Here is a 23,564-nt window from a genome sequence, read left to right on the forward strand (position 1 = left end):
TGTGCCGAAGCTGCCGGTGAGCGCCGGATCGTGTCGTCCGCGCGGAAATCGCGGACCGAGTGCGCGCCGGAGATCTACGATTCCCCCACGGAGCTTTTCCGCATCACCGAAACGAGTCGCCATGCATCCTCCGGCGCCCGTCGACCCGGCACACAACCCGCATCTCACCGGCCTGTTCGCACCTCAGCGCGAAGAGGTCGACGTCCACGATCTCGAAGTCCACGGGGAACTGCCCGCCGACCTGCACGGCAGTTACCTCCGCAACGGACCCAATCCCCGCTTCGACCCGATCGGCCATTACGTCTACCCGATCGACGGGGACGGCATGGTGCATCGTGTCGAGATCACCGAGGGCGGCGCCCGCTACACGAATCGTTTCGTGCGGACGCCGCAGGTGGTCGCCGAGGAGAAGGCCGGTCGCGCCCTGTGGGCGGGCATCACCGATCCGTATTTCCCTCCGGAGAAGGAGGTCGGGCCGGATCTGGCGAACACCATGCGCGAGCTGCCCGACATCAACATCGTCCGGCACGGCGGCCGGTTGCTGGCGATGGCCGAAGCGGCACCGCCCTACGCGCTGGGATCCGAGTTGGAGACGCTCGGCCGCGAGACCTTCGGCGGAACCCTCCCGGCAGGGTTGACCGCACATCCGAAGATCGATCCGCACAGCGGGGAGATGATCGCGTTCTGCTATGTGCTCGACGCGCCGTATCTGACCTGGTCGGTGATCGCACCGGACGGAAGGGTGACGCGCGCGGCGACGCCTGTCGACGGGGCCGACCGGCCGTTGATGATCCACGACATGGCGCTGACCCCGACGTACATCGTCCTGATCCTCGCTCCGCTCGTGTTCGACCTCTCGCAGATCTTCTCCGGTGGGTCTCCTCTCGACTGGAAGCCGGATCTCGGGGTGCGGGTCGCGCTCATCCCGCGTGACGGCAGCGCGGTGCGCTGGTTCTCGACCGACGCCTTCTGGATGTGGCACACCGCGAACGCGTTCGACCTGCCCGGCGGGGACGTCGCCCTCGACTACGTGGAATGGCGTTATCCGGGGGCGTTGACCGAGAAGAGCGGCCCGAATCGGTCCGCGCTGCGTCGTGCCGTGATCGGGCGGAACGGCGTGACCCGGACGACCCTGTACGAACGCGACATCGAGTTCCCCCGCATCGACGACAGGACGACGACCCTCGCTCACCGTGTCGTCGCGACCATCGGACGCAGCGGATCACAGAAACTTCCCACGGGAGCTGCGGATTCGCTGTTCTGGTTCGATGTGGCGTCCGGGACGGAATCGGTCTGGGCACACGAGACCCTCGCTCCCGGGGAGCCGGTCCATCTGACCGGCGACTCGGCGGGTTACTGGGGCGCGATCGCGACCGACCGTGCCGACCTGACGAGCTGGTTCCTCGTCTTTCCCGAGGCCGATCCGGCATCGGGCCCGCTCGCGCGGGTACGTCTGCCCATCCGGGTACCGGCCGGCCTGCACGGAGCGTGGCTCACGTCGACGTGAGTGCCGTTCCGGCTAGTTTGGGAGGATGGGTTTCACACGAGCCGAACTCGAGTCCTTCCGCGGCGCGGTGATCCCCGATCTCGTCGCACCGGGCTGCCGCCTGCTGTTCGTCGGGATCAATCCGGGTCTGTGGACCGCAGCGACGGGAGCCCATTTCGCCCGTCCCGGGAACCGCTTCTATCCCGCCCTGTTCGAGGCGGGCATCGTCGACCGGCTCATCGACGCCTCGTCCGGCATGAGTGAGGCCGACCGCGATCACCTGCTCGAACGGGGGGTCGGCATCACGAATCTGGCACCGCGAGCGACGGCCCGCGCCGACGAACTCACCGACGAGGAACTCCGCGAGGGTGGACGACATCTGGCGAAGGTGGTGGCCGAATACCGTCCGCACGCGCTCGCGGTCGCGGGAATCACCGCCTACCGCGCGGCCTTCGGCCGGCGCAAGGCGAAGGCCGGGCGGCAGGAGGAGAGCATCGAGGACGTGCCGGTGTGGGTGGTGCCCAATCCGAGCGGACTGAACGCCCACGAGACCGTCGGGTCGTTGGCGCGGGCCTATGCCGAACCGGCGCGCGCGGCCGGCATCCTGCCCTGAGCGGTCACGAGCGGGTGCCGAACACCTTGGCCAGGAAGTCCGTCGCGCGGTAGCCGGGTGGGGTGCCCTGTACGAGGATCGCCGATCCGTCCGAGTTCTCGGTGCGGAGCGGAAGGATCGCCTGGTATTCGGCACTGTGGTACCAGGCTCGTGCTCGTTCCATGTCGGGGAATTCGACGACGACGAGGTTGCCGGGGAACGGCCCTTCCATCACCTCGGGCTCGACGCCGTGGACGAGGAATCTCCCGCCGTACGGCACGAGCGTATCGTCGATCGTTTCGATGTACCGGACGATGTCGTCGCCCAGGTCGACGGTGCGAAGGTGGGCCACTGCGTATGCGTTCACGGACACGACGGTGCTCTCTCCCCCGCCGGGAGTCGATTACCCGGGAAGTAATGGTGGCCGTTCCGTCTTCGCTCTACGGTCGGGGCATGACCACGACAGCTGTACCCCGCGCAGGTGCCTTGCTGCGGACCTGGCGCGAACGGCGCGGATGGAGCCAGCTCGCCCTGGCCGGGGCCGCGGGGATCTCGGCGCGGCATCTGAGCTTCGTCGAGACGGGCCGGTCCCGACCGTCCCGCAGAACGGTGCTCACGTTGAGCGAACAGCTGGAGATCCCGCTGCGGGAGCGCAATGCGATTCTGATGGCGGCAGGTCTGGCACCGGCTTATCCCGAACACGGTCTCGGCGATCTTCCGATGGCTGCCGTCTCCGATGCGATCACCCGGATTCTCACTCTGCACAATCCTTTTCCGGCGCTGGTCGTCGACCGGCACTGGACGATGATCGATGCGAACGACGCTGTACTCGGCCTCGTGGAAGGGTGTGCGCCGGAATTGCTCGAACCTCCCGTGAACGTGCTGCGGCTGACATTGCATCCCGGCGGGCTCGCACCGCGGATCGCCGATTCGGGGCAGTGGCGTGCCCATCTTCTGGCCCGGTTGCAGCATCAGATCGGTGCGACCGGCGACCCGGAACTGAAGCGGCTCTTCGACGAGCTCACCGGTTATCCCTGCGACGATCCGGTTCCTGCGGATGTCCCGCACGCCCTCGTGGTGCCGTTCCGGCTGCGAACCGAGCGCGGCGAGTTGTCCTTCCTCAGTACGACCACACTGTTCGGCACGCCCCTGGATGTCACGGTCTCGGAACTGGCGATCGAAGCCTTCTATCCCGCCGACGCCGCCACCTCGGAGGCGCTCGTCCGCGGTTCGCACCTCGATCCGTCCTCGTACGTGAAGGTTCCGCGCTAACGTGAAAGGTGCGCTTCTGCCGAGCGGATCATGCGGAGGACACCGACATGAGCACTTCGAAATGGTGGGTTCTCGACGAGCGGGACTCGGGCTTCGCCCTCGAACATCGCCCCACCGGAGACGTCGTCCTGACGAACAGCGGAACCTCGGAAGAACACATCCTGCACGGCTACGTGTGGAAGCACTCTCCGCATTTCGGCCTGCAGATCCGGAGCGAGGGTCCCCCGCCCTACGGCCCGTGGGTCCCGAACCCGGAGGATTGAATCCGTCCCTCCCCTGTCACGGCATCGTGCGCAAGGGCGTGCGTTCGCCGGTCGTGGTCTCGATCAGCACGGCTCGGGTGAGAGTCGCTTCGATCGGCAGCACGTCGTACACGACGGCGCCGAGACGATCGAGTTCCTCCCGCTTGGTTCGCGGACTGAGCGAACAGTGCGGAGTCCAGCGCCCGGGGCGGTAGTAGCGGTGCAGTTCCGACCCCGCCGCCTCGAGGGCGCGCGCGACGCCCGCCTGGCGCTGCACGAGATCCACCGACGGGGCGGGGACGAGCGATGCGCGCCCGCGGCGGAACAGTCCGAGCGAGTCGATGTAGACCGGCACGGGGCCGGCGTCCGGCATCGATTCGAGAGCGGAGACGATCGCCGGCGTCCGGCAGGTCCGCAGCACTGCATACGACAGGTGCGGGACGTGCCTGCGATGTGTATGGGTGAGCAGAGTGGCGATGCCGGTGTCCTCGAGCCTGCCCCACAATCGCCGGATCACGCGATCGCTGCCGGGGTCGAACAGGAGGCAGACGGCCAGCGCCATCAGGTGAGGGTCACCTGCCAGACGAGTGCGGCCGCGAGTGCCCCGGCGCCGTTGATCGACCAGTGCAGGGCGATCGGCGCGAGAATGCTGCCGCTGCGACGGCGCAACCACGTGAAGACGAAACCGGCCGCAGCCGTAGCGATCACCGCGCCGACGATGCCGGCGATCTGCGCGAGCAGGCCGGCGCCGAGAAAGGCACTCAACCCGGCATTGCCCGCGGTCAGCCCGAACGACGAGGCGATGTGCCAGAGGCCGAACAGCAAGGATCCCGCCGCGAAGACGCCGCGCGCTCCCCACACCCTCTCGAGGGTTCCGTGGAGCACTCCCCGGAAGGCCAGTTCCTCCGGGATCACCGTCTGCAACGGGATGATGATCATGGATGCGACGAGGGCGCCGGAGAGCGTGGCATAACGTTCCGAAAGGAAGAACTGCCTGGTGAAGGGCAGCGCGATTCCGATCGCGACCACCAGCAGGACCAGCCCGACCGCGGCCACCGAGTACAGCGTGCCCCGCTTCCAGTGCCGCGGCGACAGGCCCAGTTCCGACCAGCGCATCCCTCGCCTGCGCATCATCACGACGAGCACGCAGGCCGCGATCGGCACGGTCGCGATGGACGCCCACGTGGTGGTGAAGTGGGCGATGAGATTGGTGGCGACGAGCACTGTGACGACCACGGCGAGGTCGATCCAGGCGTGGAAGCGGGACAGCCATCCCATCGAGGGCAGACGTGCGGCTTCCGGCGAGGGCAACCGTTCGATGTCCACGGTCACGGGCGTTCCCTCCGGCAATTCTCGAGCATCCGGTCAAGTGTACGGATCGGGGTCCACCCGAGCCATGACGACGCTCACGTCGACCTCGATCCTCTCCGGAGGGATTCCCGCCGCCGGCCGCGATGAACACATCACCCAGGAAATCTGCGAGACACAGGTCACAGACCGGGCACAGGACGAGTCCGTCACACGCCCCGTTGTCAAGCCCTTGCGTCCTCGCCGCTAACGTGTACGACGATCATCAGCCCTCTTCCAGGAGACACAATGGCCGACTTCCTCTACGAGGACCTGCTGCCGATCGGGGAAGACCCCACCGAGTATCGGCTGCTGACCACCGAGGGGGTGTCCACCGTCGAAGGACCCGACGGCCGCACCTTCCTGAAGGTGGAACCCGAGGCCCTGCGCCTGCTCACCGAGACCGCGCTGCACGACATCTCCCATTACCTGCGCACGGATCACCTGAAGCAGCTCGCGAGCATCCTCGACGACCCCGAGGCGTCGAACAACGACAAGTTCGTCGCGCTCGATCTCCTGAAGAACGCGAACATCTCGGCTGCGGGCGTCCTGCCCATGTGCCAGGACACCGGCACAGCCATCGTCATGGGCAAGCGCGGCCAGCAGGTCCTCACCCCCGGTGACGACGAGGAGTCGATCGCGCGTGGCGTCTACGACGCGTACACCCGCCTGAATCTGCGCTACTCGCAGAACGCTCCGCTCACCATGTGGGAGGAGAAGAACACCGGCAACAATCTGCCCGCACAGATCGAGCTCTACGCCGACACCGCGAAGGGCCACGAGAACTCCTACAAGTTCCTCTTCATGGCGAAGGGTGGCGGATCGGCCAACAAGTCGTTCCTGTACCAGGAGACCAAGGCCATCCTGAACCCGGACTCGATGATGCAGTTCCTCGAGGCCAAGATCCGCTCGCTCGGCACCGCGGCATGCCCGCCCTACCACCTCGCCATCGTCGTCGGCGGCACCTCGGCGGAGTTCGCCCTCAAGACGGCCAAGTACGCATCGGCGCACTACCTCGACGAGCTGCCCACCGAGGGTGCGATGACCGGTCGCGGCTTCCGCGATCACGAGCTCGAGAAGAAGGTCTTCGAGCTGACCCAGAAGATCGGCATCGGCGCGCAGTTCGGCGGCAAGTACTTCTGCCACGACGTCCGCGTGATCCGGCTGCCCCGTCACGGCGCCTCGCTGCCGGTCGCGATCGCCGTCTCGTGCTCGGCCGACCGCCAGGCCAAGGCCAAGATCACCCCCGAGGGCGTCTTCCTCGAGCAGCTCGAGTTCGAGCCCGGTCGTTTCCTGCCCGAGGTCACCGACTCCCAGCTCGACGCCGAGACCGACGGCATCTCCGGCACCGGCAAGGGCGCGGCGGTCAAGATCGACCTCACCCGCCCGATGCCGGAGATCCTCGCGGAGCTGTCCAAGCATCCCGTCAAGACCCGCCTGTCGCTCACCGGCCCGCTGGTCGTCGCCCGCGACATCGCGCACGCGAAGATCAAGGAGCGCCTCGACGCCGGCGAGGAGATGCCCCAGTATCTGAAGGATCACCCCGTCTACTACGCCGGACCGGCGAAGACCCCCGAAGGCCTCGCCTCGGGTTCGTTCGGCCCGACGACGGCCGGCCGCATGGACTCCTACGTCGACCAGTTCCAGGCGGCCGGTGGCTCGATGGTGATGCTCGCGAAGGGCAACCGTTCCAAGCAGGTCACCGACGCATGCCACAAGTACGGCGGCTTCTACCTGGGTTCGATCGGCGGCCCGGCTGCGCGCCTGGCGCTCGACTGCATCAAGAACGTCGAGGTCGTCGAGTACGAGGAACTCGGTATGGAAGCGGTGTGGAAGATCGAGGTCGAGGACTTCCCCGCCTTCATCGTCGTCGACGACAAGGGCAACGACTTCTTCGCCCACACCGGCGAGGTCACGCTCACGGTCGGCAAGCGCCCGGGCCTGTAGATCCGGTCTGCTGAAGACCCGACACTCCGAACGGCCCGGCAGGATTCCTGCCGGGCCGTTCGCCGTCTCAGCTCCGGGGCGCCGCTCCGGCCGGCTGCCGGACAGTGGCGTTGATCCGGTTCCACATGTTGATCGTCGCGATCTGCATGACCAGCGCGGCGAGCTGCTTCTCGTCGTAGCAGCCGGCGGCGGCGTCCCACACGTCGTCGGGGACGGCGTCGGGCCGGTCGGCCAGACGGGTGACGGCCTCGGTGAGCGCGAGGGCGGCGCGCTCGGCATCGGTGAACCGCCGCGACTCGCGCCAGGCCGCGACCGCAGTGAGCCGCTCGACGCTCTCCCCGTCGTCCAGCGCTTCGCGGGTGTGCATCTCCACGCAGAAGCTGCAGCCGTTGATCTGGCTCGCACGCAGGTGCACCAGGTGCACCGTGAGGGCCGGGAGCCCGGTGTTCTCCAGGGTCCGCCCCACGGCCTGCAGGGCGTCGAGGGTCCCCGGCAGCACCATCACGGGATTGTTCATTCGTGCCTTCATCGTCTGCTCCTGTCACATCGGTTCTTCCGTATCCGTCATCCTCATGACGGATCCCGGCGGAAGAATGTGACGGCGATGAACGAGGAATTTCTGGCGAGGGAGTTCGATGCGCACCGCGAGCGCTTGCGCGCCGTCGGTTTCCGGATGCTGGGTTCGGCTGCGGAAGCGGACGACGCGGTGCAGGAGACGTGGTTGAAGGCCGCTCGCGCCGACACCGGCGCCGTGGAGAATCTCGGCGGCTGGCTGACCACCGTGATGAGCCGCGTGTGCCTCGACATGCTGCGCGCACGGATGGCGCGTCACGAGGTCTCCCTCGGCGAACCCGTCGAACCGCCGCGACGGGACGACGACTCCGGCACTCCGGAAGACCAAGCTGTACTTGCGGATTCGATCGGTATCGCGATGATGGTGGTCCTCGACGCGCTCGGCCCCGCCGAACGGCTCGCCTTCGTGCTGCACGACATGTTCGGTATGCCCTTCGGCGAGATCGCGCCCCTCGTGGGGCGCTCCCCCGCAGCGACACGTCAGCTCACCAGCCGTGCCCGCAGACGGGTACGCGGTGCGCGAGCGGACTCATCGGGCACCGGGGATCCGCGCCGGGTCGTCGACGCATTCCTCGTCGCCGCCCGCGAAGGCCGATTCGAGGATCTGCTCGAGGTGCTCGATCCCGAGGTCGTGCTGCATGCCGATCCGGTGGCGGCAGCGAACGCCGAGACGGGCCGGCTGCACGGGGGCCCCGCGCTCGAGCCCGAATTGCGCGGCGCAGAGGCGGTCGCGCGGGCCTTCCACGGGCGCGCGCGGGGCGCGGTGGCCGCCACGATCGACGGACGCCCCGGGGCGGCGTGGGCGCCGGGCGGTGTCGTACGGTCGGTGTTCCGCTTCGCCGTCGAGAACGGCCGCATCACGACGCTCGAGGTGATCGCGGACCCGGCCGTGATCGCCACGCTCGGGACAGCCCTTCTCCGGCACCCCTGACCCGGCACGGGCCGGGCCCGGCGGGAGTGATCCCGCCGGGCCCGGACTGCCGACTTCCCGTCAGGCGGCGCAGGTATGCGTCCGCGCGAGCACCGCAGGCGACTGCACGACGACCTGCTGCAGGAATTCGAGGACGAGAGCCGGCGAGGGTTCCGCACCGGGGGCAAGCACCGCGCACAGGGCCCGGATCTGGGCGTCGCTCATCACGGGCGCGATCCGGAAGTGCGTCGTCATCGAGAGGGTGAAATCGATCCCGAAGCCGTCGGCGCGGACCTGCAGTTCCGGGCCGTGCTCGCCCGCGATCAGGCAGATGTCGAAGACGGCACGTCCGGCCGCGTGCCGGAAGGATGCAGCAGGCACGCGGTTGCGGACCATCTGACGGTAGAGAGGCCGCAGCCCGCCGAGCACGACCGGCGGCAGCGTCACGGCCCGAGAACGGTCGGCGGTGAACATTCGATCACTCCTTCAACCCGGCGGTCCCGTCCGGGCCGCTCTCTTTTCTGGAACAGTTCTAATAATTGGAACTATTCCAGAAAAAGGATCACCGTGCAACCGTCTCTCCCTGCCCGGAGAGGGGCTGCCGACTAGGCTCGACGCCGTGAGCGTGCGCGCAGGAATCATCGTGACCGGAACCGAGGTACTCACGGGCAGGATCGCCGATCGGAACGGACCGTGGTTGTCCGGTCGGCTCGTGGAACTGGGGGTCGACGTCGCCCACATCACGATCTGCGGGGACCGGCCCGCCGACCTGCTCGCACAACTGCGCTTCCTCACCGACCAGGGCGTCGACCTCGTCGTCACCAGCGGTGGTCTCGGCCCCACCGCCGACGACCTCACCGTCGCGACCGTCGCCGAGTTCTGCCGTCGCGAACTGCTGCTCGATCCCGAACTCGAAGAACACATCGCAGGCATCATCCGCCGCTACCGCCCCGGCACCCCCGACCTCGACGCCGGACCGACGCGTATCGGGATCCGCAAGCAGGCACAGGTCCCCGCCGGCGCCACCGTTCTCCCGCCGAGCGGCACGGCACCGGGCGTGGTCATCCCCGCGGTAGCCGGCGACCGGCAGGTCCCGACCGTCGTCATCCTCCCCGGGCCGCCCGGAGAGCTGCAGGCGATGTGGCCCAGCGCGATCAGCTCCCCCGCGGTCGCCGAGGTGCTGGCCCGCGCCGACGACCTGCAGCAGGAAACCGTGCGCGCCTACGGATTGCACGAGGCGCAACTCGCCGAGACCCTGCGCCGGGCCGAAGCAGAGATCCCCGGTCTCGACCGACTCGAGATCACGACCTGTCTTCGGCACGGTGAACTCGACATGGTCACCCGATTCGTCTCCGGTGACGCGGACGTCTATCGACGTCTTCTCGATGTCCTCACCGAACATCATGGACACCAGATCTTCTCGACCGACGGCTCCACCATCGACGACCAGCTGATCGGCGCCCTCGACGGCAGGTCGATCGCGACCGCGGAATCGTGCACCGGCGGGCTCGTCGCCGCGCGCCTCACCGACCGCCCGGGGTCGTCGGCCTATGTCACGGGCGGCGTCGTCTCGTACTCCAACGATGCGAAGTCCGATCTGATCGACGTACCGGCCGAGATGATCGCCGCACACGGTGCGGTCAGCGAACAGGTCGCCGCGGCGATGGCCGAAGGCGCCCGGCGCCGGCTCGGAGCCGACGTCGCGGTCTCCACCACCGGGATCGCCGGTCCCGGTGGTGGCACCGAGGCCAAACCGGTGGGCACCGTCTGCTTCGGCGTCGCTGTCGACGGCCGGCCGACGTACACCGTTACCCGCCGCTTCCCCGGGGACCGTGAACGGGTCCGAACCCTCGCCACCACGGCTGCCCTGCATCTGGTTGTGGCGCAACTCGAACGAGGGTGACCGAAAGTACACATCGTGAACGAACAGAACATGGGTAACATCTGCTTCGATCACCGCCTGTCGGGGGCTCACGAGGAGAATCGCGCATGCCCCGAATCACGCGCCGGCACCCCCGCACCGGCTGCCTGCTCGCCGCAGCTATGCTCACCGCAGGACTGAGCGTCACCGGGACGGTCGGCACCGCATCCGCCGACCCGGTCCGCACCTGCCCCGAACGCTACATCCTCGCCGTCGACGGCACCCGCGGCTTCGCCACCCTCGACTCGATCGACCCGGACTCTCCCCTGGCGAAGATCTCCGCTCGCTATCGGGGCCCCGGCACCGTCGTCGAGCACATCCGTTATCCCGCAGTGGTCGTACCGATGCCCGGCACCGGATCGCACGACGACGGCGACGGCATCGCCGACGACGGCGCCATCGCATACGACAGATCGAAACAGATCGGGCATCAGCGGCTCCGCCAGACCATCACCGTCCGTCACAGCACATGCCCCGACGCCGATCTGGTGGTTCTCGGCTACTCGCAGGGCGCCTCGATCGCGGGCGATGTTCTCGCCGAGATCGCAGCCGACGGCTCCGTTCCCCCCGAGCGGATCAGCGGCATTCTCTATTCGGATCCCCGCGACACCAGCGGCGTCGAGACCCTGTTCCCAGGCCCCGTCCTTCCCGGCGTGACGCTCGACGGTGCCCGCGACGAATTCGGCCGGATCCCGGTCGAACGAATCTGCATCGAAGGCGACGCGGTCTGCGACGGGCGCACTCCCGCCGACGGCAAGAACTGGCTCCGGGAGAGCGTGCGGGGATATCTCGAACTGCACACGAAGTACCCCGACTATCACCCCTGAGCGAACGGCGCCGGAGAGCGCTGCGCCCCGAGTGGGAAGACCGGCACGTCAGCGGGACGGTCCGACCTCGGCTGCGATCGCGCACGAGCGGCTCGCGACAGTGCTAGGTTGCGCACATGACCGCGGAGGGGGCCGCCGTGTCCACACGAACCGTCGCTCGCCAGTGCACCCTGTGCGAGGCGCACTGCGGAATCCTCGTCACCGTCGACCACGACAAGGTCACCCATATCCAGGGGGATCCCGAGGACGTGCTCTCGCACGGCTACATCTGCCCGAAAGCCACCGCCCTCGCCGGTCTGCATCACGACCCGGAGCGGCTGCGCCGCCCGATGCGGCGTGTCGGCGACAGCTTCGAGGAGATCGGCTGGGACGAGGCATTCGCCCTCGCCGGGACCCGGCTGCGCGCCGTCCGGCGACGGCACGGTCGCGACGCGATCGCGATGTACCTGGGCAACCCGGCCGCACACAGCTCCTCGGTCGTGTACGGCATCGCGCTGCGTCTCGCCCTCCTCACCCGGAAGTTCTACTCGGCGTCCTCGATCGATCAGTTCCCGCAGGAATTCGCGGCGTGGAAGATGTTCGGCTCGAACGTGCTGATGCCGATCGCGGACATCGACCGCACCGACCGGCTGCTGATCCTCGGAGCCAATCCCGCCGTGTCCAACGGCTCGGTCACCACGATGCCCGACGCCCGCAGACGCATCACCGCGATCCGTCGCCGCGGCGGCTCGGTGGTCGTCGTCGACCCGCGGCGCACCGAGACGGCGCGGCTGGCGGACGAACACGTCGCGGTGCGTCCGGGTGGCGATCCGTACCTGCTGCTCGGCATGCTGCACACCATCCTCGCCGAGGGCGTTCGCCGGGCGCCCGGAAGCATCCCTCTGGCCGGCACGGAGGAGCTCGCCGGCGTGGTCGCGGCCTGCACACCGGAGGAGATGGCGCCGCGCGCCGGGGTGGACGCGGACACGATCCGGCGACTGGCGCGCGACCACGCCGCAGCACGATCCGCGGTCGCGTATGCCCGCATCGGGGTCTGCCATCAGGTCACCGGCACCCTCACCCACTGGCTGGTGAACACTCTCAACGCCGTGACCGGCAATCTCGACCGGCCGGGCGGCCAGATGTTCTCGACGCCCCCGATCGACGCGGCCCGTCTCCTGCGGCGACTCGGTTCCGGATACGGCATGTGGAGCAGCCGCACCGGCGAGCACGCCTCGTTCCGCACGGAACTGCCGGTGGTGGGGATGGCAGACGAGATTCTCGGCGACGGAAAGGGTTCCGTCGGCCCGGTCCGTGCGCTGATCACCTATGCCGGTAACCCGGTGCTGTCCACCCCGCAGAGCGGCCGTCTCGACGACGCCCTCGACAGCCTCGACTTCTTCGTCGCGGTCGACATGTACATCACCGAGACGTCCCGGCACGCCGACCTCATCCTTCCGCCGGTCTCCCACCTCGAACGGGAGGAATTCGATTTCCTGTTCCCGGTCTTCTCCGTTCGTAACAACGCACGGTTCAACGCCCGCGTGTTCGAGCCTGCGGCCGGTGCGCTCGAGGACTGGCAGATCATGTCGCGCCTGACCCTCGAGGTACTTCCACTTCCGTTCCGGAGACAGTCGACAGGTCTTTTCCGCGCCCTGCTCGATCGGCTCGGCCCACTGCGGCTGGCCGCGCTCGGCGTCCTCATCGGACCACACGGAGCACTGCGCCGCGGACGTCGAGGATTGACACTCGGACGGATCCGTCGCACGCGTGGGGGAATCGACCTCGGGCCACTGCGGCCGCGGCTGCAATCCCTGGTGGCCACCCGTGATCGCCGCGTGCACCTGGCGCCGCCGGAGTTCGTCGAGGAGACCCGTCGTCTGCTCACCGAGACCGAGAACGACACCGGAGAGCAGGAATTCGATCTCCGGCTGATCGGACGCCGCCATCTGCGTTCGAACAACTCGTGGCTGCACAACATCCCGACCATGGTCAAGGGCCGGGACCGGTGCACGGTCCTGATGCATCCCGACGACGCGGCGGCCCGCTCACTCGTGCACGGCCGGCCGGTGACCGTACGCTCCCGAATCGGCAGCATCGTGGTGCCCGTCGAGGTCAGCGACGAGATCCGGGCCGGCACCGTCGCGATCCCGCACGGCTGGGGTCACGACGAGAAGGGGGTCGGCTGGTCCACCGCAGCCGCGCATCCCGGCGCCAACGTCAACCTGCTGCACGATCCGGCGGTCACCGACACCTTCACCGGCAATGCCGCGGTGAATGCGACGATGGTGAACGTGGCCGCGACGAGCGAGCCGTCCATGCCCGAGGCCACGATCACCCGGTAGCCCGCAGGGTTCGCCCTGCTGTGCCCGGTTCCCCGCGAACGTGTTGGCCGATCCTCCAAACGCCCGGCGCCGCCGAGCAGCGAACGCTGTAGTCGCTGTGCCTCCCGGCCCGAGCGGCCCCCGGACAGGATGGTGGATACCGACGAAGGGAGATCCCGTGCAGTGCACGACGGACCGGTTCGACGCGATGTCCGAGAAGGACGCGGTCGCGCTGTTGCTCGAATGCTGTTCGAGTCGGGCATGGGCGTATTCCGTCGCGGCCGCTCGTCCCTTCGGCACACGCACCGCTCTGCTCGCCACGGCCGAGGCCGCTGCCGAGAACCTCGACGGCGACGATCTCGCCGAGGCCCTCGCCGGCCATCCCCGCATCGGGGAACGCGCCGAGCATCCCGCGTCTCGGCGCGAGCAGGCTTCGGTCGCGGAGGCCGACGCCGACGTCCTGGCCCGGCTCGCAGCGGGCAATCGGATGTACGAGGAGAAATTCGGGCACGTCTATCTCGTGCGCGCTGCCGGGCGCACCGCAACGGAACTCCTCGACATCCTGGAACGACGACTCGGCAACGATCCGCTCACCGAGGAGCGCGACATGCGTTCCGCGCTCGCCGAGATCACTCGGCTCCGACTGGAACGCCTGATCATCGAGGACGGCGAATGAACAGTCTGAGCACCCACGTACTCGACGCCACCTCCGGCTCCCCCGCCGCGGGGATGAGGATCACGCTCAGCGACACGGACGGCACGAGCCTGGGCGCCGGCGTCACCGACAGGGACGGGCGGCTGCGCGACATCACCGGTCCGCTGCCCGAGGGTGTCTACCGCCTCGTCTTCGCGACCGCCGAGTGGTTCGCGTCCCGCGCGATCGAGTCGTTCTACCCGGAGGTGACCGTGACCTTCCGAATCCCTCCGGGAGACGGCCATTTCCACGTCCCCCTCCTCTTGTCCCCCTATGCGTACTCCACCTACCGCGGGAGCTGAAGCCATGACCGAACTGACCGGCAAGATCGTCCTCGGACCACACCGCTACGGCAAGGCGGAGAACCGCGTCGTACGTATCGTGCGCGACACCGACCGGCACGAGATCCGGGACCTCAACGTCTCGACTTGTCTACGAGGAGATTTCGACGCCGCGCACCTCGAGGGCGATCAGGGAACCGTGCTGCCGACCGACAGCCAGAAGCAGACCGTCTACTCGTACGCGAAGGAGAAGGGCGTCGAGTTCGTGGAGGACTACGGGCTCGCCCTCGCCCGCCACTTCGTCGACGACATCGAACCCGTGCGCTCTGCGCGCGTGGAGATCGAGGAGTACGCCTGGGAGCGTGTCGTGATCGACGGTACCGCCCACGACCACACCTGGACCCGTAAAGGATCCGAGATCCGTACCGCTGCGATCACCGTCTCCGGGCGCGGATCCGATCGGCGCGAGTGGGTGATCGGTGGCCTGAAGGATCTCGTGGTGCTCAAATCCACCGGTTCGGAGTTCCAGGGTTTCCTCACCGACCCCTACACCGTCCTCGAACCCGCGACCGACCGCATCATGGCCACAAGCCTGGTCGCGCAGTGGCGGTTCACCACCGCGGACGTCGACTGGGACGCCACCTACACGGGCATCAGATCCACCCTCCTCGAGGTCTTCGCGGAGCTGCACTCGAAAGCACTGCAGCAGAGCCTGTTCGAGATGGGAAAGGCGGTCCTCGAACGCTATCCGTTCGTCGCGGAGATCCGGTTGTCCGCTCCCAACAAGCATCACTTCGCCTACGATCTCGCCCGGTTCGGTGTCGAGAACGCCGGTGAGGTCTTCCACGCCGACGACCGGCCCTACGGGCTGATCCAGGCGAGTGTGCTGCGTGAGGACGCACCGGACGCCGGTATCGCGTGGGAGCCTTACACCGGGGCGATGTAGTCGCTCACGACGCGAGCCGATCCAGGGACCGGAGTGCCAGATACAGGTCGAGGCGGTCGCCGGTGCGGCCGAGGCTGCGCCCGGTGAGCGCCTCGACCCGCCCGATCCGGTACCGCACCGTGTTCAGGTGCACGTGCAGCCGGTCGGCGGTGCGTCGCCAGGAGCCGTCGCAGTCCAGGAACGTCTCGAGGGTCGTGATGAGACCGGCCTCGGTGCGCCGATCGTGTTCGACCACGTCGCCGAGCAACCGGTCGGCATACGAACGGCGCAGCTCGTCGGGCAGCGCTGCCAGTAGCCCTATCGCGGAGTCGAGTTCGGCTCGGCGCACGCAGACAGCTCCCCGGTCGTTGCGCGCCGCCGCGGCGGCCGCCGTCGCCGAGCGCACCGCACCTTCGAGGTTGTCGTCGGTGCATCCACCACCGACACCGACGAACAGGCGGCTCCGTCGCAGCACCGGGCGCAACCGGCTCAGACGACGTCGCAGACGATCGGTGATCTCCGCGTCCTCGCCGGGGGTCACCGCCACGATCCGCCCTTCCGCATCGACGGAGGTGACGGCCTCGCCCAGGACGTCGGCGACGACGGCGCGGAGCACATCGGTCGCAACATCCCCGTCCGCTTCTGCGACCACCACCACACCCGCGTCGACGTGGGCGCGTCCCAGTGGTCCGGTCCGGTCGGTGATCTCCCAGCCCGCACTGCGCCGCTCGTCGCGCCGGACGCGGTCCAGGGCGACGACCGCGGCCAGTTCGTCGAATGCCTCCACACACTCCGCGCTCACCGCACCGGTCTCGCCGGCACGACCGAGCACCAGATACCAGCAGTCGAGGCGCCCACCGAGACCGCTGCCCACCGACAGGACGGTGTAGCCGCCGGACGCCTCGACGGGAAACCGGGCCGTGCTCGCGGCGGCAGCCGTGATCCGGTCGAGCGCATCCTCGTCGGGGGCGGACGAACCCGCCACGAGCACGCCGGTCGCGGTGGTCAACCACGCCCGCACCCCGAACTGCTGCGCGAGTCCCTCGAGCAGATCGTCGATTCTGCGACCGTCCGCGACCGCGGCGAGCCATTGCCGCTGGCGTGCGAGTCCCGTCTGCAGCCGGTCCACGCGCGCACTCGCCATCGCGCCCGTCATGTACTCGATGACCCGGCTGAAGGGCACGTCGTCGGGGACCACCAGCAGCGGCAGACGGTGCCGGACACACGCTTCGATCACGTCCTCGGGCACGCGGCCGTACAGTGCCTCCCCCGCTGCGAGGGCGGATACACCGACCCCGGCGAGCCGTTTGACGAACAGATCGGAATCCTCCGCGGAGCGCCTCCACACCAGACCCGAGAACACCAGCGAACCCGCCGATACATAGCGGGTGGGGTCGGGCATGTCGGTCGTGCAGGCTCGGAGCACGGGGCGGGCGAGAGCTTCCGCATCGCCGTGCAACACCCGGATTCCGAGTTCCCGGACGTCCACAACATCGGAAAGAAGCACGATGTTCACCTCCTGGTGATCGCATTGGACGATCGCACAGTAGGAGGCCGGTATTTCCGGCGCGTTTCGTGCGTGCTGCCTTGGAGTTGTACTTTTCCGACGCAGTTGACTGGAGGCTCCGACGAATCCCGAGGAGCCGCCGATGTCCCCGCAGCCCGATGCCCTGCCCCTCGTGATCCGCGGCGCGCATGTGGTGACCATGGACGGCACCCGGTCCGAGCACCGCGACGGGCACGTCGTCGTCGAGGGCAACCGGATCGTGACGGTCGGCGACGGGATGCCGGCCGGATACGACGACGCCCGCGTCGTGGACGGAACCGGCTGTGTGCTCACCCCCGGCCTCATCAACACCCACCACCACCTGTACCAGTGGATCACCCGCGGACTCGCCGTCGACCACACTCTGTTCGAATGGCTCACCACGCTGTACCCGATCTGGGGTGGGATCGACGCCGACGCGGTGCACGTCGCGGCAAAGGGCGGACTGGCGCATCTCGCCCGCACCGGCTGCACGACCACCACCGATCATCATTACGTCGTGCCCCGCGAGGGAGGCGACGTGTTCGGCGCCGAGATCGCCGCCGCGGTGGAGGTCGGCATGCGGTTCCATCCGTGCCGGGGTTCGATGGATCTCGGGGCGAGCGCCGGCGGGCTGCCACCCGATCACATCGTCGAGGACCTCGACGCGATCCTCGACGGCAGTCGCGAGGCGGTCGAGCGCTGGCACGATCCCTCGTTCGATTCGATGCTGCGTATCGCGCTCGCACCGTGCTCCCCCTTCTCGGTGACCGGTGAGCTCCTGAAGCAGTCGGCCCTGCTGGCCCGCGATCTCGGGGTGCGGATGCACACGCACCTCGCCGAGACCCTCGACGAGGAGGAGTTCTGCCTCGAGAAGTTCGGATGCAAACCGGTGCAGTACATGGAGTCGCTGGGCTGGACCGGACCGGACGTCTGGTACGCGCACGCCGTGCATCTCGACGATCGTGACATCGGGGTGCTCGCCGCATCGGGCACCGGTGCGGCGCACTGCCCGACGTCCAACGCCCGGCTGGGCGCCGGGATCGCGCGAGCCGCCGACCTCTATGCCGCGGGCGTACCACTCGGGCTCGGGGTCGACGGGGCCGCGAGCAACGAGTCGTGCTGCATGCTCGAAGAGGCGCACCACGCAGCGCTGTTCGCGCGGGCACGCAGCGGACCCCGTGCCATGACGGTGCGTCAGAGCCTCGAACTCGCCACCATCGGAGGCGCACGAGTGCTCGGCCGCGAGAACGAGATCGGTTCCATCGAGACCGGCAAGCTCGCCGACCTCGCATTGTGGCGGATCGACGGCCTCGCCCACTCCGGCATCACCGATCCGGTCGCCGCACTCGTCCTCGGCAGCATGCCTCCGCTCGAACTGTTGCTGATCGACGGACGCCGAGTGGTCGAGTCCGGTGAGGTGCGGACCGTCGACGAGGAGGTCGTGGCCCGGCAGGTCGCCGCGGAACACGCCACGCTCGTCGCGAAAGCGGGGTGACCCGTGGATCTGCACACCGTCACCGCCTACGACATCGCCTACAGCCGCGCCGATCTCGCACTCGGGCCCGGTGACGCCCTCGTAGGCGGCGGAACCTGGCTGTTCTCCGAACCACAGCCGCACCTGCACCGCCTGGTGGATCTGTCCGGACTGGGCTGGGATCCGATCACCCTGGGGCCGGACACCGTCGACATCTCGGCCACGTGCACGATCGAACGACTCTCCTGGCTGTCCGACCGCCACGACTGGGCATCGGCACCGCTGTTCCGGCAGTGCGCCGAGGCACTGGCGGCATCGTGGAAGATCTGGAAGCGCGCGACGGTCGGCGGGAACATCTGTCTGTCCTTCCCCGCCGGATCGATGATCTCGCTCGCCGTCGCTCTCGAGGCGGAGGCCGTGATCTGGACACCCGACGGCGACGAACGGCACCTGCCCGTCGCCGACTTCGTCACCGGAGTCGCGTCGAACCTTCTGGTGGCCGGTGAAGTGCTGCGCAGCATCCGGATTCCGGTGGAGGCCCTGCACTGCCGCACGGCCTTCCGGAAGATCGCCCTGTCACCCCTGGGCCGGTCCGGCAGCGTCGTCATCGGTCGCTGCGACGGCAATGCGAGTTTCACCCTCTCGGTGACCGCCGCGACCACGCGTCCCCACGTGCTGCGCTTCGCCCGGTTCCCCACGGCACGCGCGTTGTCCTCCGCCCTGGACGAGCTCGTCCCCGCCGAGGACTTCCACACCGACGCGCACGGCGCGGCGGACTGGCGCCGCGCGGTCACCGCAGTGCTCGCGGAGGAGGTACGGGCCGAACTGTCGGCCGGGGAAGCGTCCGAGAAGGAGGGCCGACCGTGAAACTCGTCGTCAACGGTAGTGAACTCGACACCGAACCCCGCCCCGGCCAGTGCCTGCGCACCCTGCTGCGCGAGCACGAGCACTTCGAGGTCAAGAAGGGGTGCGACGCCGGCGACTGCGGTGCCTGTTCGGTGTTGCTCGACGGCGAGCCGGTGCATTCCTGCGTGGTTCCCGCCGTTCGCGCAGCCGGACGGCAGGTCACGACGGTGGCGGGATTCGGCACACCGTCCGATCTCCACCCCCTGCAACGACGATTCGTCGACGCGGCCGGATTCCAATGCGGATTTTGCACCGCCGGCATGATCGTCACCGCCTCGACGTTCACCGACGACGACCTCGACGAGCTGCCGAACCGGCTGAAGGGCAATCTGTGCCGGTGTACCGGTTACCGGTCGATCGAGGACGCCGTGCACGGGCGGGTCAACGTGTCGGATGCGCACGGCCCGTCGTGCGGGCACTCGCAGCGTGCTCCCGCCGCGACCCGGGTGGTGACCGGCACCGAACCGTACACACTCGACACCTCGATCGACGGACTGCTGCACATCGCCGTACTCGGCAGCCCGTACCCGCATGCACGCATCGTGTCCGTCGATGTCTCCGAGGCCGAGGCGCTGCCCGGCGTCCATGCGGTGCTCTACCACCGCGATGCCCCCGGCATCGCGTATTCGACGGCGCGCCACGAGAACCGCACCGACGACCCCGACGACACCCGTCTGTTCGACCGGGTCGTGCGGTTCCGCGGACAGCGGGTTGCGGCGGTCGTCGCCGAAAGCCCTGCGCTCGCGCAACGGGCACTCGGGTCGATCCGCGTCGAGTACGAGGAGTTGCCCTTCGTCCTCGATCCGGATCGGGCCCGGCGGCCGGGTGCTCCGCTGCTGCACTCCGACAAGACCGCCGAGGCGCGCATCGCAGATCCGTACCGCAACGTCGTCGCCGAACTCCACGGCGGCAGCGGTGACGTCGACGCCGCGGTCGCGTCCGCCGCAGCGGTCGTGCGGGGCCGCTGGCAGACGCAACGCGTCCAGCACGCACATCTCGAAACCCATGGCGCCATCGGCCTTCTCGATGACACCGGGCGCCTCGTCATCCGCAGTTCCACGCAGGTTCCCTTTCTCGTGCGCGACGAGTTGTGCCACATCTTCGGACTCGATCGGGACCGCGTCCGGGTCCACGCCGCACGCGTCGGCGGCGGATTCGGCGCCAAGCAGGAGATGCTGGTCGAGGACGTGGTCGCGGCAGCGGTCCTGAAGACCGGACGTCCTGTGCAATGGGAGTTCAGCCGTTCCGACCAGCTGACGGTCGCGCCGTGCCGGCATCCCATGCGGGTCGACGTGACACTCGCCGCCGACGCAGACGGCATCCTCACCGCACTGGCGATCGATGTGCTCGCCGATGCCGGCGCCTACGGCAACCACAGTCCCGGCGTCATGTTCCACGGCTGCACCGAATCGATCGCGGTGTACCGGTGCCCGAACAAACGCGTCGACGCCGAATCCGTGTACACCAACAACCGGCCGTCCGGTGCCTTCCGCGGCTACGGTCTCGGCCAGGTGATCTTCGCCGTCGAATCCGCGATGGACGAACTCGCCGTCGAGCTCGGTCTCGATCCCTACGAATTCCGCAGGCGCAATGTCGTGGTACCGGGCGACCCACTGGTCGCCGCGCATCCCGAAGGTGCCGACCTGATGTACGGCAGCTACGGCCTCGACCAGTGCCTCGGCCTGGCGCAACGGGCGATGTCCCGCAGCGGCGGGCGTCCCGCGCCGGCCGGCGACCACTGGCGCGTCGGTGAGGGCATGGCGCTGGCGATGATCGCCACCAATCCCCCGAACGGCCACATCTCCGACGCGTCGATCGAACTGTGTGCTGACGGGCGGTATCTCGCCCGCGTCGGCACCGCAGAGTTCGGCAACGGCACCACCACCGTGCACACCCAGATCGCCGCGACCGCACTCGGCACCACGCCCGACCGTGTCGTCGTGCACCAGTCCGACACGGACGTCACGACACACGACACCGGCGCGTTCGGCTCCTCGGGCACGGTGGTCGCGTCGAAGGCATTGCTGGCCGCATCGCAGGAGTTGCGAAGCAGGATGGCGAAGGTCGCCGCGGAGATCACCGGGACGGATCCCGATCGAGCGGAACTGAGGCCTGACGGTGTCCGATGCGGTGATCGCCTCGTCTCCGCGGCCGAGCTGCTGGAGGCCGGTGGTGGCGGGCGGTTACGTGCCGAAGGCAGGCATGGTGGCCTGCCGCGTTCGCTGTCGTTCAACGTGCAGGCTTTCCGTGTCGCCGTCGACATCCGCACAGGTGAGGTGCAGATCCTCCGGTCGATCCAGGCCGCCGACGCCGGTACCGTCCTCAATCCCGAACAGTGCCGCGGGCAGATCGAAGGAGGCGCGGCACAGGCACTCGGGGCATCGATGTACGAGGAGATCCTCACCGACGACGAAGGCCGCGTGACGACGGATGTGCTGCGCAACTATCACATTCCGCAGTACGCCGACGTGCCGCGCACCGAGGTCTATTTCGCCGACACCTACGACGAACTCGGTCCGATGGGAGCGAAGTCGATGAGTGAGGCACCGTTCAACCCCGTCGCCCCGGCCCTCGCGAACGCGGTCCGCAACGCGATCGGTGCGCGGCCGCACGAGTTGCCGCTCTCGCGCGACCGCATCTGGCGTCTGCTGCAGTAGACCGTGGCCGCCGGGAGCCGTGCGGCCTGCAACGCAGTCGTTACGCGAAGTTGATGCGGGAGAATCGCATCCGTCCGTGCGATGTGTACAGTACTGAACCACATCGGGAATCGAACCGATGATGTCCGCCCGGCTCTGCCGGTGAACGATCCGGAGCTCCCCTCCGGAGGAGGACCCTCCGGTGACGGGCGCGAGGGCCGTCGCAGACGAAGCACCCCACGTCCCCGGAGGTTTGCCATGCGATGTTCCCCGATACCGAACACCTTCCACGGCCGGCGCACCCGCTGCTGACATGAGCGGCACGATCTCGTCCACCCTCACGCTGGTAGGACGATTCGATCCGGGAGCCGTGGCGCACTTCGTCTCCCCCGGCTCCGACGTCGTCCTCGATCTCACTTCGACCGAGAGGAACCCGGACCGATGACCGTCTGGACTCCCGTCGCCCTCGCCCGCGACATCGAAACCGGCACCGCGAGCGGCACCACCGTCGACGGGCAATCCGTCGCACTGTGGCGCGGGACCGACGACGCCGTGCACGCGTGGGCCGACCGGTGCCCGCACCGCGGCATGCGCCTGTCCTTCGGATTCGTCCGCGAGGATCGCCTCGTATGCCTCTATCACGGTTGGCAATTCGACGGTGCCGGTGCGTGCCGGCACGTCCCCGCCCACCCGCGAATGGAACCGCCGAAAACTGTGACACCGCACCGGTATCGAGCCGTCGAGAGCGCCGGGCTCGTGTGGGTGGCATCCACCGATGCCGAGGGCGCACCCGACGTTCCCGATACGGCGATCACCCCGGTGCGATCGGTGTGGATCGACGGCGATCGGGACACCGCCTTCTCCCTCCTCGGCCCGGACGGAATCGACGCGGGCGCAGTCGTCACCGGCACGCTCGACGGAACCGACGTGATCGCCGGAATCCAGACGATCGACGCACAGACCACGGCCGTGCACGTCGTCGCCGCCGGCGTCGTGCCGGCCGCCACCGTGAACGCCCTCGTCCTCCGACTGCACGAACTCCGTGACTCCGTGTCGCCCACACGAGAGGTGACGACCGCGTGAACGTTCCCGTCCTGCACGACTTCCCGCTCGACCCACGGTGCTACTCGGTGCGGCTGGCCCTGGCACTGCTCCACATCGAGCACGAGGTACGACCGGTCGACGTGATGCCGGGCCGCGAGCATCTCACCGGCATCTACCGTGACCTCACCCCGACCGGGTCGCTTCCTGTCTTCGAGACCGGAACGACGGCACTCGTCGGATCGGTCGACGTTCTCGTCCATCTCGCCGACGGAACCGAATGGGCAGCACCGACCACAGACTGGATCGACTTCGCGACCGGACCGCTCGAGGAGTTCTACTCCTGCCGGGAACAAGCGCTGTACACAACGGATCCCGTCGATGTCACGGCTGCTCGCGCAGCGATGCGAACTCTCGACGACCTGCTCGCCTGCCGCACGACGGACGAAGCGTGGGTGGCCACCGACCGGCCGACCGTCGCCGATCTCGCGCTGTTCCCCGCCGCCGCTCTGAGCCGGGACATCGGGATCGACCACGACCGCTACCCGGCTCTGCGCAGCTGGATCCGGCGCATCAAGCAGCGTTCCGGCTTCGTGGAGATGCCCGGTATCCCCGTCTTTCCCTGATCTTTCCGACTGCCCGTTCCGAAAGGACGCACC

General features: G+C 68.4%; 24 protein-coding genes. 18 read left to right on the plus strand and 6 right to left on the minus strand.

The genetic code is table 11. The features are described 5' to 3' along the window. Positions 1–121: 121 nt before the first annotated feature. Positions 122–1,507, plus strand: a complete 1,386-nt coding sequence (locus tag MOM01_RS09960) for a carotenoid oxygenase family protein (protein ID WP_241385259.1) — start codon at positions 122–124, stop codon at positions 1,505–1,507. 25 nt (positions 1,508–1,532) lie between these two features. Then, the gene (mug, locus tag MOM01_RS09965; protein ID WP_241385260.1) at positions 1,533–2,099 is read left to right on the plus strand and encodes a G/U mismatch-specific DNA glycosylase; all 567 of its coding nucleotides are present in this window, start codon (positions 1,533–1,535) and stop codon (positions 2,097–2,099) included. 4 nt (positions 2,100–2,103) lie between these two features. On the opposite strand, the gene MOM01_RS09970 is transcribed toward mug, so the two are convergent. Continuing rightward, the gene (locus MOM01_RS09970) at positions 2,104–2,445 is read right to left on the minus strand and encodes a DUF1330 domain-containing protein (protein ID WP_241385261.1); all 342 of its coding nucleotides are present in this window, start codon (positions 2,443–2,445) and stop codon (positions 2,104–2,106) included. Between the two features lie 86 nt (positions 2,446–2,531). On the opposite strand from MOM01_RS09970, the gene MOM01_RS09975 reads away from it, so the two are divergent. After that, positions 2,532–3,350 carry a helix-turn-helix domain-containing protein gene (locus MOM01_RS09975; RefSeq protein ID WP_241385262.1) on the plus strand — a complete coding sequence of 273 codons (819 nt, stop codon included), beginning with the start codon at positions 2,532–2,534 and terminating at the stop codon, positions 3,348–3,350. Positions 3,351–3,397: 47 nt separating this feature from the next. Then, complete coding sequence (locus tag MOM01_RS09980) at positions 3,398–3,613, plus strand: maltose regulon activator MalT (protein ID WP_241385263.1); 216 nt, start codon at positions 3,398–3,400, stop codon at positions 3,611–3,613. A gap of 16 nt (positions 3,614–3,629) precedes the next feature. Here MOM01_RS09980 and MOM01_RS09985 read toward each other — a convergent pair whose 3' ends face one another. Both MOM01_RS09985 and MOM01_RS09990 read right to left on the minus strand, forming a co-directional pair. Continuing rightward, positions 3,630–4,154 (minus strand): 2'-5' RNA ligase family protein, encoded by a 525-nt coding sequence (locus MOM01_RS09985; protein WP_241385264.1) that lies wholly within the window; start codon positions 4,152–4,154, stop codon positions 3,630–3,632. Continuing rightward, positions 4,154–4,870, minus strand: a complete 717-nt coding sequence (locus tag MOM01_RS09990) for a CPBP family intramembrane glutamic endopeptidase (RefSeq protein WP_241385499.1) — start codon at positions 4,868–4,870, stop codon at positions 4,154–4,156. Before MOM01_RS09990 ends, MOM01_RS09985 begins: the two co-directional genes overlap by 1 nt. 318 nt (positions 4,871–5,188) lie before the next feature. Between MOM01_RS09990 and MOM01_RS09995 the strand changes: the two genes are divergently transcribed. Further along, positions 5,189–6,886 carry a fumarate hydratase gene (locus tag MOM01_RS09995; protein ID WP_241385265.1) on the plus strand — a complete coding sequence of 566 codons (1,698 nt, stop codon included), beginning with the start codon at positions 5,189–5,191 and terminating at the stop codon, positions 6,884–6,886. Positions 6,887–6,953: 67 nt separating this feature from the next. On the opposite strand, the gene MOM01_RS10000 is transcribed toward MOM01_RS09995, so the two are convergent. Further along, positions 6,954–7,415, minus strand: coding sequence for a carboxymuconolactone decarboxylase family protein (locus MOM01_RS10000; protein ID WP_241385266.1), 462 nt, complete (start codon positions 7,413–7,415; stop codon positions 6,954–6,956). Between the two features lie 75 nt (positions 7,416–7,490). On the opposite strand from MOM01_RS10000, the gene MOM01_RS10005 reads away from it, so the two are divergent. Then, positions 7,491–8,390, plus strand: a complete 900-nt coding sequence (locus tag MOM01_RS10005; RefSeq protein ID WP_241385267.1) for a sigma-70 family RNA polymerase sigma factor — start codon at positions 7,491–7,493, stop codon at positions 8,388–8,390. A gap of 60 nt (positions 8,391–8,450) precedes the next feature. Here MOM01_RS10005 and MOM01_RS10010 read toward each other — a convergent pair whose 3' ends face one another. Beyond that, a complete protein-coding gene (locus tag MOM01_RS10010) occupies positions 8,451–8,843 on the minus strand; it encodes a hypothetical protein (RefSeq protein ID WP_241385268.1) in 393 nt (130 codons plus the stop codon). Positions 8,844–8,988: 145 nt separating this feature from the next. On the opposite strand from MOM01_RS10010, the gene MOM01_RS10015 reads away from it, so the two are divergent. From MOM01_RS10015 to pucL, 6 genes are all read left to right on the plus strand, one after another. Continuing rightward, a complete protein-coding gene (locus MOM01_RS10015; RefSeq protein ID WP_241385269.1) occupies positions 8,989–10,272 on the plus strand; it encodes a competence/damage-inducible protein A in 1,284 nt (427 codons plus the stop codon). Between the two features lie 86 nt (positions 10,273–10,358). Then, positions 10,359–11,117: a cutinase family protein gene (locus MOM01_RS10020; RefSeq protein WP_241385270.1), complete on the plus strand. Its 759-nt coding sequence runs from the start codon at positions 10,359–10,361 to the stop codon at positions 11,115–11,117. A 116-nt stretch (positions 11,118–11,233) separates the two neighbouring features. Further along, a complete protein-coding gene (locus MOM01_RS10025) occupies positions 11,234–13,441 on the plus strand; it encodes a molybdopterin-dependent oxidoreductase (RefSeq protein WP_241385271.1) in 2,208 nt (735 codons plus the stop codon). Between the two features lie 157 nt (positions 13,442–13,598). Next, positions 13,599–14,096: a 2-oxo-4-hydroxy-4-carboxy-5-ureidoimidazoline decarboxylase gene (gene uraD / locus MOM01_RS10030; protein WP_241385272.1), complete on the plus strand. Its 498-nt coding sequence runs from the start codon at positions 13,599–13,601 to the stop codon at positions 14,094–14,096. Next, on the plus strand, positions 14,093–14,416 hold the full coding sequence (uraH, locus tag MOM01_RS10035; protein ID WP_241385273.1) for a hydroxyisourate hydrolase: 324 nt from the start codon (positions 14,093–14,095) through the stop codon (positions 14,414–14,416). The genes uraD and uraH overlap by 4 nt, the downstream gene beginning before the upstream one ends. Positions 14,417–14,420: 4 nt before the next feature. Continuing rightward, positions 14,421–15,341, plus strand: coding sequence for a factor-independent urate hydroxylase (gene pucL / locus MOM01_RS10040; protein ID WP_241385274.1), 921 nt, complete (start codon positions 14,421–14,423; stop codon positions 15,339–15,341). A gap of 4 nt (positions 15,342–15,345) precedes the next feature. Here the strand turns inward: pucL and MOM01_RS10045 are convergent, their stop codons facing one another. Further along, on the minus strand, positions 15,346–16,827 hold the full coding sequence (locus MOM01_RS10045; protein ID WP_241385275.1) for a PucR family transcriptional regulator: 1,482 nt from the start codon (positions 16,825–16,827) through the stop codon (positions 15,346–15,348). A gap of 142 nt (positions 16,828–16,969) precedes the next feature. Here MOM01_RS10045 and MOM01_RS10050 point away from each other — a divergent pair, with 142 nt between their 5' ends. From MOM01_RS10050 to MOM01_RS10070, 6 genes are all read left to right on the plus strand, one after another. Then, positions 16,970–18,343, plus strand: a complete 1,374-nt coding sequence (locus MOM01_RS10050) for an 8-oxoguanine deaminase (RefSeq protein ID WP_241385276.1) — start codon at positions 16,970–16,972, stop codon at positions 18,341–18,343. A gap of 3 nt (positions 18,344–18,346) precedes the next feature. Further along, positions 18,347–19,189 carry an FAD binding domain-containing protein gene (locus MOM01_RS10055; protein ID WP_241385277.1) on the plus strand — a complete coding sequence of 281 codons (843 nt, stop codon included), beginning with the start codon at positions 18,347–18,349 and terminating at the stop codon, positions 19,187–19,189. Then, entirely contained in the window at positions 19,186–21,885 is a 2,700-nt protein-coding gene (locus MOM01_RS10060) for a molybdopterin-dependent oxidoreductase (protein WP_241385278.1), read from the plus strand. The genes MOM01_RS10055 and MOM01_RS10060 overlap by 4 nt, the downstream gene beginning before the upstream one ends. 292 nt (positions 21,886–22,177) lie before the next feature. Beyond that, on the plus strand, positions 22,178–22,309 hold the full coding sequence (locus MOM01_RS23075) for a hypothetical protein (RefSeq protein WP_277609495.1): 132 nt from the start codon (positions 22,178–22,180) through the stop codon (positions 22,307–22,309). Continuing rightward, on the plus strand, positions 22,306–22,947 hold the full coding sequence (locus MOM01_RS10065) for a Rieske (2Fe-2S) protein (RefSeq protein WP_241385279.1): 642 nt from the start codon (positions 22,306–22,308) through the stop codon (positions 22,945–22,947). Before MOM01_RS23075 ends, MOM01_RS10065 begins: the two co-directional genes overlap by 4 nt. Continuing rightward, the gene (locus MOM01_RS10070) at positions 22,944–23,531 is read left to right on the plus strand and encodes a glutathione S-transferase family protein (RefSeq protein ID WP_241385280.1); all 588 of its coding nucleotides are present in this window, start codon (positions 22,944–22,946) and stop codon (positions 23,529–23,531) included. The genes MOM01_RS10065 and MOM01_RS10070 overlap by 4 nt, the downstream gene beginning before the upstream one ends. The last annotated feature ends 33 nt before the right edge of the window (positions 23,532–23,564 follow it).

The organism is Rhodococcus sp. CH91, assembly GCF_022554085.1.
GTDB lineage: Bacteria > Actinomycetota > Actinomycetes > Mycobacteriales > Mycobacteriaceae > Rhodococcus.